Genomic DNA, 10,819 nt, shown 5'->3' with positions numbered 1-10,819 from the left:
GTCTTCTGGCACGAGGAACGACGCGTGGTGGATCGCGACGAGGCGTTCCCGAACTTCGTTCGGGCGCTCGGGACCAGCGAGAGCGCGAAACAGTCCACCACGTCCGAGGTGCTGGCGACGCTGCGCTCGAAGAACTTCGGTCCGCTGACGCCGGACGTGGACGACCTTTACAGGCGACTGAACATGCGGCTGAGCACCGAAAAGTCCTGGCGGTACTTCACCGGCGACTGTCACTCGTACCTGATCCAGAAGTTCAGCGAGATGTACCTGATCGGTCGCGACATGGGTGGCGCGCCCAAGCGCCTGGGCGAACTCATCAGCGACAACATGAGCCAGATCAATAACCTCCGCCAGGAGCGACGCCAGCAGACGACGACGCTCATCGGCGTCCTCTACGGCATCACTGCCGCGTCGGCGTTCGCGTTCTTCATCGGTCTCGAGCTGGCGGTGATGCTCTCGAGTTTCGACATCGACCTGGAAGGACAGGTGATGGGCGGAAACCTGATCCACACCGACCAGTACGACGTTCCGGTGTTGCGGTTCCTGATCACGGTGGTGTTGATCTTCAACGCCTTCATCTCGTCGCTGGTGTTGCGGGTGGCCGACGGCGGCCACTTCGGCAACTCCTATCTCCACTTCACGGCGTTGCTGTGGATCGGGGCGATCACCGGGACGATCACCGAACGACTCGTCGACATGATCATCACGGTCGATCTGTGAACGACGGTCGGCCGTTCCGGACGCTCGCTACTGCGCGTCGTACCACGCCAGGTGAACGACTCGAGAGCGAGGACTCCCGCTATCCCCGTCGCTCCGGGTGAGGACTGCGAGGGCCAAAAGAACGATTATCGCACCATCGAAACGTCGAGACGACGATGCTACCCGACACGCCTCGATTCGACCCGACGACCCGCGCCATCGAATCGGTCCACAGCGGCGTATTGCTGTTCGGGTACACGATCATGCTGACGCTGTTTATGGCCGCCGTGATGTTCCTGAACGGCCACTGATCGCCGCCGGAGTTACTCGAGCGCGTCGAGCAGGTCCCCGATCGTACTCGACCGGGAGAGGCCGTTTTCTTTCGCGGCGCGGCGGACGGCTTCGGGGGAGACTACCGGCGAGAACTCGGACTTCTCGAGCAGCAGCGACGCCGTTCGCTGCGTGCCGGTGTTTTTCGCGACGTGCTGTGCGTACCAGAGCACGAGACTGTCGAAGGTTCCCACGACGTCGTCCGAGGTAGTCCGGTGGCGAACCGTCGAGCCGTCCAGCCGGGAGACGATGTCCATCGCGTACCGGGCCTCGGTCCGCTCGAGTTCGCTGGCCAGCAACGACCGTGCGGCTTCCGGGCTCCGCATCGCTCCCTTCTGGGGAGCGGGACTGGTCTCGGCTGGCTCGGGGTCCGGTTCGGGAGCCGACTCCTGGCTCCGGGTCGGTCGTGCCGGAGAACCGCCCGCGTTCTGGGTCGTCGTCGGCTCCTCCTTGCGCTTGGGGACGGAGGGTGGACTTTTGTCCGCGGAGACGACGTACCTGCCGTCGGACACCTCCGCGACGTGAGGGCTTTCGGTGAAGTCGAGTTCGTCGGGTGAAAGTACACCGCCCGCGTCCGACGCCGTGGGCTGTTCGTTCGGCAGGACGGGCGGAACGTCGGCGTGATCTTTGGGATCGTTTCCCTCGTTACTGTTCGTCATGGACTGTCCGATACGCGGGAGTTACACGCGAGGCGAGAAGAAACTGTTGCCTGTTTCCACGGGCGCGTGCAGAATCGTTGAGATGACCGACGTGTGCCGCCGAATATCCGGCCACAATTTCTTAATACGTAGATTCTCATAGTCAGCACAGATGACTACTCGTAGTCCACCCGGACGGTCCACCCCCATCGATCGACGATCCGACGACGTCCGGTGTCGGCGGGCTACGATCGAGTGCGAACGCGGCCAATCGTGACGAGGTCACCATGCTACTATCCATAATCGGCGACATACTCGGACGTGAGGACGAGGACGGCGATTCCGCGGGCGGAAGCAGTGAATCGCTCGATGGCGAACTTGCCGGAAGCATGAGCGAAGAGGAGTTGCTTCCAGGTGCATCGTCCGGTGGCAGCACCGAGAGCGAGGACGACGTCTTCGGGGACTCCGGGGGCGGCGACGACTTCCTCGAGGACGACGGCGGTGACGACTTCCTCGGCGACGACGGTGGCGACGACGATCTGCTCGGCGGCGACGGCGCGCAGATGAGCGACGGCGGCGACATGTCCATGGACGCGATGGACGGCGGCGGCGGTGGCGGTAGCGCCGTCTCGAGCGAGGTCGAAGCCCGCGTCGAGGAGATGGAAAACGAGGTCGGATCGCTCTCCTCGACCGTCAACACCGTCCAGAGCGAGAACGAGAAGATCTCCGAATCGCTCGAGGACATCGAGGAGAACATCCGGAAGCTCCTCGAGGTCTACGAGATGGTGACACAGGGGGTCAACCCCTTCGTCGAGGACGACTCGCTGAACGACACGTTCGGGCCGGGTGCCGGGCAGGCCGAAGGTAGCGGCAACTTCGGCGGACAGAGCCTCTTCGACGCCGATACCGAAGACGAGGAGGAAGACGTCGACGAGGACATCGCGAACGCCGACGCCGAGGAGTTCCTCGACGAGAGCATCATCGACGACGAAGAGGACGACCTCGACGACTTAGGCGAGGCGGACGACGAGTTCGCTGACGAGAGCTTCGAGGACGACGAGTTCGACGACGCAGAGGACGGGGGCGGCGACGCCGCCGACGAAGACCTCTCGTTCGACGAACTGAAATCCGAGTACGAGTCGGGCGACGCCGACTGGGACGAAGAGCACGGCGAGGCCGGTTCCGGGGACGAACCCGAGGAAGAGGCGTTCGCCGAAGCCGACGACGAGTTCGCGTCCGACGAGGAGCCGTTCGCCGAGGCGGACGACGAGTTCGACGACGACGGCGACGAACTGGACGAGTTCGACGACGACGCGTCCCTCGAGGCGGACGACGACCTCGGCCTCGAGGACGACGCGACTGGACTCGACGAGGGCGCAGACTCCCTCGAGGCGGATGAAGGCTTCGAGTCCGAGCCGCTCGAGGCGGACGAGACGACGGACGCAGCCGACGAAGCGGCGCTCATTCCGTGGGACGACGGCGGGCGTCCGTACCTCGAGGCGGTGCCGTCGGAGTACGACACGGAGTTCGTCGTCATGGACTGGCTCGAGTACCTGGTCGATCGAGCCGGACTCGACGGTACTGCGGAGACGATCCGGTTCTACGGCTCGATCCACTGGATCAGCGACCCGGTCGAGGAGTATCTGCAGGCCATCCTCCAGGGCTTCCACGGCGGTCCCGACGTCGAGGACCCCGAGCCGCGATCCGCGCTCGGCGTCGACCACAAACGGAGCCTCTGGTGGATCAGCCGGATCGCGACGCCCGAGAAGGAGTCGCCGGAGTACGAGGAGTGGCTCGAGCAAGAGGAACTGACCATCGACGGGACGCTCGAATCGGACGAGATGGAGGAAGCGGACGACGTGGCTGGTGACGTCGGGTCGACCGCGGGCGAGGAGTCGCCCGAGACCATCGACGTCGGCACCGACCCCGAACTGGGGACTGCCGACGCGGGCGAGGAGTTACGCTACACCGAACCCACCGGCGCGGAGACGACCGCGACGGCCGGGGACGACGCCCCGACCTCCACGGTCGAGGCTGACGACGTCGGCGACGAACACCAGTCCGACGCCGGACCGTCGGACGAGGGGACCGAAGCCGGGGACGGCGACGCCCACAGGATCGTGATCGACGATTCGGGCGACGACGTCGCTGTCTCGGCGGAGACGCAGGTCCAGGACGCGCCGCCCGCCCCGGAGGCCGAACTCGAGACGGAGGGTGGTCGGATGATCTGGGTCGATTCGGACGTCGTCCTCTCGGCGTCGGGTGTGGAACTGCGCGACACCCGGGGCGGCTACGACCGCCGCGACCGCGCGGAGTACGTGACGTCGCTGCTCGAGGAGACGAACTCCTCCGGTACGGACGAGGAGAGTCACGTCAAACCGGTCGTAGTGCCCGAGGACGACTCCGACCTCGAGCCCTGGCAGATCGATCTGATTCGCTCGGTGCTCGCACCCGACGACGATTCGGGGAGGTGATCACATGAGCTCGCTCAAAAACATCTTCTCGATCGGGTTAGACGACAGAGACCGACTCAACAAGGAACTCGGTGGCGGCATTCCGACCGGCAGCATCGTCCTGATGGAAGGTGACTACGGGGCCGGGAAGAGTGCCCTCTCCCAGCGGTTCACCTACGGACTCTGCGAGACCGGCAAGTCCGTCACGTTCCTCTCGACGGAACTCGAGGTCCGTGGTTTTCTCGACCAGATGGACTCGCTGAACTACAACGTCGAGGAACACCTGCTGTTCGAGAACCTGTTGTTCCTCCACGGCGACCTCGACAGCGGGGGCGTGTTCTCCTCGGGCGAGCAAGAGGACAACAGACAGGATCTGCTGACGGATCTGATGGAGGAAGAGACGCTCTGGTCGGCCGACATCATCATCATCGACACGTTCGACGCGATCTTGCGTAACGATCCGAAGTTCGAGGCGCTCGTGCGCCAGAACGAGGAGCGACAGGCCGCCCTCGAGATCATCTCCTTCTTCCGGGACATCATCTCCCAGGGGAAGGTCATCATCCTGACCGTCGACCCGTCGACGGTCGGCGAGGAGGCGATCGGTCCGTTCCGGTCGATCGCCGACGTCTACATGGAACTCGAGATGATCGAGGTCGGCAACGACGTTCGGCGACAGCTGTTCATCAAGCGTTTCGCCGGGATGGGGGAACAGGTCGGCGACCGGATCGGCTACTCCGTTCGATCCGGCGTCGGAATCGTCATCGAGAACCGTAGCGTCGCCTAGGACGGTGGTCGAGCGATGACCGAAATGGGAACGCCGAAGCCGTCGGAGGAGCTGAAAGAACTGGCAGCCCGTCGTCCCCATCTTCGGGAACACCTGAAGAAGTTCAGACAGATTACCGGCGAGTTCCCGATCCTGATCGACGAGCCCTCTGCGGAGTACGAGTCCGATCACCCGAACGTCATCTACCCCGTCGGGGGGCCGATTTTCAGCCACATCTACGGCGACGTCGGGACGAAGATGCAGTACTTCGCCGTCGAGCCGACCCTTTCGGACGAGGAGCAGGACGTCTTCGAGGCGGTGAAAGACTCCCTGCTCCGACGCAGCGCGACCAAGAAGGCCCCGGAGGGGGACGCGGAGTACGGCGACCGGATCGAGGAGTTGTTGAGCGAGTCGACACACATCAAAGGCGAGGAGTTCGAAGGCCTCATGGAGCAGCTCAAGACGAAGCTCCATCCCGGCATCCAGGAGGTCCCCCAGGAGACCTACGAGAACATCCGCTATCGGCTCAACCGCGACATCGTCGGTCTCGGACCGCTCGAGCCGGTCATGCGCGACCCCGCGAACGAGGACATTCACGTCATCGGCCCCAACGAGTGTTACGTGGACCACGGCACCTACGGGATGGTCGAGACGACGGTCGACTTCGGGACGCCCGAGGAGTTCGACAACTGGCTCTCGAACATGGGCGAACGGATCGGCAACCCGATGACCGACGCCGAACCGATCGTCGACTCGACGCTGCCGGACGGCTCCCGTCTGAACGTCATCTACAGCGACGACGTGAGCGTGAAGGGGCCCTCGCTGACGATCCGTCAGGGCGACGAGGTGCCGCTGTCGGTCACCCAGATTACCAACTGGGGGACGCTCTCGCCGGAACTGGCGGCGTACCTCTGGCTCTGCCTCGAGAACGAACGGACGGTGTTCGTCGTCGGGGAGACGGCGTCGGGGAAGACGACGACGCTGAACTCCATCATGTCGTTCATCCCGCGGGACTCGAAGATCTACACCGCGGAGGACACCGCCGAGGTGCTGCCGCCCCACGACACGTGGCAGCAACTGCTCACCCGCGAGAGCCGCAACGAGGACAGCGCGGACGTCGACATGTTCAACCTGGTCGAGGCCGCGCTGCGTTCCCGTCCCGAGTACATCGTCGTGGGTGAGGTTCGTGGTGAGGAGGGTCGCATGGCGTTCCAGGCGGCCCAGACCGGCCACCCGGTCATGCTGACCTTCCACGCGAGCGACATCGTCTCGATGATCCAGCGCTTCACCGGGGACCCGATCAACGTCCCCGAGACGTTCATGGACAACGCCGACGTGGCGCTGTTCCAGAACCGCGTCAAGCAGGGCGACGACGTCCTCCGTCGCGTCACCTCGGTCCAGGAGATCGAGGGCTACTCCGAGGAGATGGAGGGCGTCGTCACCCGCCAGGTCTTCTACTGGGACCCCGTCGAGGACGAGATCATCTTCCAGGGGATGAACAACTCCTACGTGCTCGAGGAACAGATCGCAACCTTGCTCGGATACGCCGACACGCGCGACATCTACGACGACCTGCAGTTCCGCGCGGACATCATCGAGCGGATGATCCAGGAGAACATCCTCGAGTACCACGAGGTCAACGACGCGATCGACTCCTTCCAGCGCGACGGCGTCGAAGGGCTGCCGTTCCACATCACTCGCGCGGAGTGACGCCGGACTGGACCGCACACTCGCCCGTGAACTGCGAACCGAACTACCGCGTGAGAGATAGGTCCGCCGACGTTCGGCCGTCGGCGACAGTTCGTCTCGCTGTGACCGTGGGGGCCGTCCCGTCGTCGATAACCGGGAGTTGGGACGGTATCGAAATCGGAACTGTCCGAACGATCGGCGGGTCACCTGCCTCTGACAGTCGACCCACGTGACAGCCTCGAGTACCCACGATCGGTAACGCTCGACCGTATGTTTTCCCTGTTGGACCCGCTCGAGAGACGCCTCCGGACATCGATCGACGCGGGCCTGGAGTAACCCCCGTTTCCGGCGCGATACCGTCGGTTACTCCTCGAGTCGGTGATCGGTGTTCGTCCCGAAGGATCGGGAATCCGAACGTTGAGGGATCCATTGTATATCAAATCCGATTGACCTGTTCGGTCACGATAGCCCGGGCGCACTGTCTGGAGGTAACGTTTGGCACACGGATCGTAACGCGACGTAGCCCTCCGTCCCAGCCGCTCGGAGCGCCGTTCCCGTGACAAATTTCGGATGTCACCGTGTAACTGTGGCTCCTGTTTAATACGCGGTCCGGTATCACACTCGAGCGGGCACGGACACGGAAGACGGCGTCAGCGTCCCGGCAACGGGGCGTCCCACCGGGGGTCGAAGCCAGTGGCGACGCCGTGGTTCGCGTACGTGCCCGGAGCACAAAACTATGGAGCGAGCAACAGCAATCCTGGTTTCGGTAGCGCTGATCGGCACGGTACTGATGGCCGGCGTTGCGGGCACGGCGGCGGCCGACGTCGAGCAAGAACAGGATGTCCTGCAGGGAAACGCCGGCGCGAACGTAGTCGCGACTGATGCGGACCTCGAGGACGCTTCGATCGACCAGACGATCGAACAGGCGAACCTGAACGCACAGGCCGGCGTCTCGACCGACGCGGGTGACGTGACTCAGAACCAGTCGGTTGGTCAGGTGAACGTCGGCGTCAACGCGGTCGTCGACGACGGCGACCTCGACGCCGCCGACGACGTTACCCAGTCTATCAGCCAGGTGAACGCGAACGCCCAGGTCGGCATCTCCGGGGAGGATTAACCGCACAGTGGGTGCTCCGTGGGGTTCCGTTCTTTTGCTTCCGTAGTCGGAGGCACCAACGTAATGGTCGTTCCCCGCACAGATCACCGTATGACCGACATCGAATCGCAGTTCGCCGACGTCGTCGCGTACGCCCGCGAGGAACTCGGCGACGACCTGCGCGCGATCGATTACTTCGACAGTACGGAGTACGAGTCGCTGTACATCCGCGAGGACGTCGCCGGCCTCTACACCGAGTCGCAGTTCGAGCGGATGAGCGTCGAACGCATGTCGAACCTGCTCAACGTCAACTTCTTCGAACAACTGTACGACGTGGGCGAGTTCCGGTACTCCGTCCGCCGGTTCGAGGAAGCGCTGTTGATCTTCGTGCCCGTTACCGAATCCAGCGGACTGGTCGTCTCGACGGAGGTGGAGTTACCGGTGTCGATCGTCGGCTTCGCCGAGAAGTGTTTCGACCTCGCGACGGAACCGACGGCGGACTGATCGGGTGCTGACGGCGACCGTCGCTCTCAGACCGACTCGAGCAGCGCCATGATCGCGCCGCCGCCGCCGACGCTCATGCCGACGAGGCCGCGGTCGACGTCCGGATCGTCCCGTAACTGGTACGCGAGACTTGCGGCGAGCATTCCCCCGGAGCCACCGATGGGGTGGCCGAACGCGACCGCCCCACCCTGGGGGTTCAGCCGGTCGCGCGGGATGCCGAGTCGCTCCATGACGTAGACCGACTGGGCCGCGAAGGCCTCGTTGATCCAGTAGGCGTCGACGTCCTCGACCGCGAGGCCGTTGTCGGCCAGCAACGCCTCGACGACGTCGCCGACGGCTTCGTTGAACTCGTCCGGATCGCGATAGGCGAGGTCGTAGTCGACCAGTCGCGCCATCGGCTCGCAGTCGCGGTCGGCGGCGACCGATTCGCTGGCCAGGAGGACGACGCCGGCACCGTCGCTGAGCTTCGAGGCGTTGCCCGGCGTGATGGTGCCGTCATCGCGGAACGAGGGCGGTAGTTCGGCGAGGTCCTCGAGCGTCGAATCAGGTCGTGGACCTTCGTCGCGCTCGACGGTCTCCCCGCCGGTGTCGACGGGGACGATCTCCTCGTCGAACGCCCCGGATTCGATGGCTTCGGCCGCCCGACGGTGGCTCTCGAGGGCGTACTCGTCCTGTGCCTCGCGGGAGATGTCCTCGCGGTCGACCAGTCGCTCGGTGATCTCGCCCATGTGGACGTCGAGGTTTCGGTCCCACAGCGAGTCGAGGATCATCGAGTCTTTGATCGTGACGTCGCCGTGTCGTCGCCCGGTGCGGTAATCGGGGAGGATCCAGGGCGCGTTCGTCATCGACTCGAAGCCGCCGCCGATCGTGAGATCGGCCCGGCCGGCGGCGATGCGGTCCGCTGCGAGGGTGATCGCACGGAGGCCCGACCCCGACGCCTCGTTGACGGTCGTCGCCGGCGTCTCGTTGGGCAGGTCGGACTCGACGACGGCCTGACGACCGGGGACCTGTCCGATACCCGCCTGGATGGCGTTACCGAGGCTCACCCAGTCGATCGCCGTTCCCTCGAGCGGCGTTCGCTCGAGCAGGCCGTCGATCGCCGTCTCGGCCAGCGACACCGCGTCGACGTCGGCGAGCGACCCGAGGAGGGTCCCGTGTGGCGTTCGGGTACCTTCCAGGACGACGATCGAATCGCTGTCGTGAACTGACATACGACCGACGACTACGTCGAGCCGCTTCAATTTTCGAGTCCGTCTCGCCGTTCGAACGGTGCCACTCGCTTCGCGGAGCCAGCGGCGATTCGCTCGGTTCCGGGAGCCGAACCGCCGGTTGGCCAGCAGTTTCTTGGCGCTGATCCACCGACTGGGGACAGACAGTGGCGACGATCGAACGCCTCGAGTCGATTCGGACGATCCTCGAGACGATCACCACGACGGAAGCGCGGCTGGCGGCCAGCGTCGCTATCGTCCTCGCAGCGATCGTGCTGGGGTTCGTCGTCGCGCCACGCGTCGTCCGCGTACTCGTCACGTACGCCGGCCGACGGCTCCGCGAGAGCGAGGCCGAATCAGCCCTCGAGACCGTCGACGACCTTCTCAACGTCCCGTTTCCGATGCGTGCCGTCGTCCGAACGCTACAGTCGGTCGTCCTCCTGGTCACCGGCCTGACGTTGCTGGTCGTCTGGGGGTACGCCTCGCACGCGGTGGTCGTGCTCTCCGTGCTGCGGGCGGCGTTCCCGTACCTCGCGAAGATCCTCTTGACCGTCGGGCTGCTGGCGGGTGCGATCGTCGGCACGCGCTACCTCGAGCGGCAACTCGACGAGTGGCTCGCCGACGCGAACTACGTGACGGCCCACCAGGAGGGGGTCGTCTTCCGCGTGCTCCAGGTGACCATCTTCGTGGCGGTCGGGCTGGCGACGCTCTCGCTGTGGCGGGTCGACCTCGGGGGGCTGCTGGTCGGGGCCGGCTTCCTCGGAATCGTCTTCGGTATGGCCGCCCGGCAGACGCTGGGTTCGCTGATCGCCGGCTTCGTCTTGATGTTCTCCCGACCGTTCGAGATCGGCGACTGGGTCGTCATCGGCGACCACGAGGGGATGGTCACGGACATCACGATCATCAACACGCGCCTGCGGAGCTTCGACGGCGAGACGGTGATCCTCCCGAACGACAACGTCTCGAGCGAGACGGTCGTCAACCGGAGCAAACGCGACCGGCTGCGGCTCCGTCTCGAGGTGGGAGTCGACTACGAGACCGACCTCGAGGGGGCGGAGGAAACCGCTATCGAGGCGATGGAAGCCGTGGAGGACGTCGCGACTGCGCCGAAACCCCAGGTGATCCCGACGGCCTTCGACGACTCGGCGATCACCCTCGAGTGTCGCTTCTGGATTCGCGGTCCCAACGCGCACAAGAAGTGGACGACGATCCGGGCGGTCGTCCACGAACTCAAGACGGCCTTCGATCGGGAGGGGATCGCCATCCCGTTCCCGCAGCGGGAACTCTCCGATCGCGCGGGCGGTCACGTTCGAATCTCCGACGGGATCGAGGGGGCTGACGGCGACGCGGACGGTGGCGACTCCACGAACGATGGGGGCGAGACCGTGACGTACTCGGAACGCGAGTGACGATCCCGCCTGGCTCTCGCGACCGTCGCC

General features: G+C 64.8%; 9 protein-coding genes and 1 pseudogene. 8 read left to right on the top strand and 2 right to left on the bottom strand.

Annotation, left to right across the window (positions count from 1 at the left end):
• Positions 1-720, top strand: a pseudogene (locus TX79_RS04050) (type II secretion system F family protein); the annotation flags it as partial.
• A 155-nt stretch (positions 721-875) separates the two neighbouring features.
• The gene (locus TX79_RS19970) at positions 876-1,010 is read left to right on the top strand and encodes a hypothetical protein (protein ID WP_268257976.1); all 135 of its coding nucleotides are present in this window, start codon (positions 876-878) and stop codon (positions 1,008-1,010) included.
• Between the two features lie 12 nt (positions 1,011-1,022).
• On the opposite strand, the gene TX79_RS04045 is transcribed toward TX79_RS19970, so the two are convergent.
• Entirely contained in the window at positions 1,023-1,688 is a 666-nt protein-coding gene (locus TX79_RS04045) for a DUF7500 family protein (RefSeq protein ID WP_049925868.1), read from the bottom strand.
• Positions 1,689-2,056: 368 nt separating this feature from the next.
• On the opposite strand from TX79_RS04045, the gene TX79_RS04040 reads away from it, so the two are divergent.
• The 5 genes from TX79_RS04040 to TX79_RS04020 all read left to right on the top strand — a co-directional run bounded on the left by TX79_RS04040 (position 2,057) and on the right by TX79_RS04020 (position 8,172).
• A complete protein-coding gene (locus tag TX79_RS04040) occupies positions 2,057-4,141 on the top strand; it encodes a FlaD/FlaE family flagellar protein (protein ID WP_230198539.1) in 2,085 nt (694 codons plus the stop codon).
• Between the two features lie 4 nt (positions 4,142-4,145).
• Positions 4,146-4,904, top strand: coding sequence for an ATPase domain-containing protein (locus tag TX79_RS04035; RefSeq protein ID WP_049925866.1), 759 nt, complete (start codon positions 4,146-4,148; stop codon positions 4,902-4,904).
• Between the two features lie 15 nt (positions 4,905-4,919).
• Positions 4,920-6,593, top strand: a complete 1,674-nt coding sequence (locus tag TX79_RS04030) for a type II/IV secretion system ATPase subunit (RefSeq protein WP_049925865.1) — start codon at positions 4,920-4,922, stop codon at positions 6,591-6,593.
• 715 nt (positions 6,594-7,308) lie between these two features.
• Complete coding sequence (locus tag TX79_RS04025) at positions 7,309-7,689, top strand: hypothetical protein (RefSeq protein WP_154660451.1); 381 nt, start codon at positions 7,309-7,311, stop codon at positions 7,687-7,689.
• Positions 7,690-7,779: 90 nt separating this feature from the next.
• Positions 7,780-8,172 (top strand): DUF7522 family protein, encoded by a 393-nt coding sequence (locus TX79_RS04020; RefSeq protein ID WP_049925863.1) that lies wholly within the window; start codon positions 7,780-7,782, stop codon positions 8,170-8,172.
• A gap of 26 nt (positions 8,173-8,198) precedes the next feature.
• Here TX79_RS04020 and TX79_RS04015 read toward each other — a convergent pair whose 3' ends face one another.
• Positions 8,199-9,383, bottom strand: coding sequence for a thiolase family protein (locus TX79_RS04015; protein ID WP_049925862.1), 1,185 nt, complete (start codon positions 9,381-9,383; stop codon positions 8,199-8,201).
• A gap of 164 nt (positions 9,384-9,547) precedes the next feature.
• Here TX79_RS04015 and TX79_RS04010 point away from each other — a divergent pair, with 164 nt between their 5' ends.
• The gene (locus TX79_RS04010; protein ID WP_049925861.1) at positions 9,548-10,789 is read left to right on the top strand and encodes a mechanosensitive ion channel family protein; all 1,242 of its coding nucleotides are present in this window, start codon (positions 9,548-9,550) and stop codon (positions 10,787-10,789) included.
• Positions 10,790-10,819: the final 30 nt, after the last annotated feature.

This window comes from Halopiger goleimassiliensis (assembly GCF_000455345.1).
Classification (GTDB): Archaea; Halobacteriota; Halobacteria; order Halobacteriales; family Natrialbaceae; genus Halopiger_A; species Halopiger_A goleimassiliensis.
Note: the sequence above shows the minus strand (reverse complement) of the source record. Positions and strands in the feature narration are given on the sequence as shown.

What these genes read in the sequence shown, in the direction of transcription:
- TX79_RS04020 (WP_049925863.1), top strand. Translation starts at nt 7,780, where the DNA reads ATGACCGACATCGAATCGCAGTTCGCCGACGTCGTCGCGTACGCCCGC.
- TX79_RS04015 (WP_049925862.1), bottom strand. Translation starts at nt 9,383, where the DNA reads ATGTCAGTTCACGACAGCGATTCGATCGTCGTCCTGGAAGGTACCCGA.
- TX79_RS04045 (WP_049925868.1), bottom strand. Translation starts at nt 1,688, where the DNA reads ATGACGAACAGTAACGAGGGAAACGATCCCAAAGATCACGCCGACGTT.
- TX79_RS04035 (WP_049925866.1), top strand. Translation starts at nt 4,146, where the DNA reads ATGAGCTCGCTCAAAAACATCTTCTCGATCGGGTTAGACGACAGAGAC.
- TX79_RS04025 (WP_154660451.1), top strand. Translation starts at nt 7,309, where the DNA reads ATGGAGCGAGCAACAGCAATCCTGGTTTCGGTAGCGCTGATCGGCACG.
- TX79_RS04030 (WP_049925865.1), top strand. Translation starts at nt 4,920, where the DNA reads ATGACCGAAATGGGAACGCCGAAGCCGTCGGAGGAGCTGAAAGAACTG.
- TX79_RS19970 (WP_268257976.1), top strand. Translation starts at nt 876, where the DNA reads ATGCTACCCGACACGCCTCGATTCGACCCGACGACCCGCGCCATCGAA.
- TX79_RS04040 (WP_230198539.1), top strand. Translation starts at nt 2,057, where the DNA reads ATGAGCGAAGAGGAGTTGCTTCCAGGTGCATCGTCCGGTGGCAGCACC.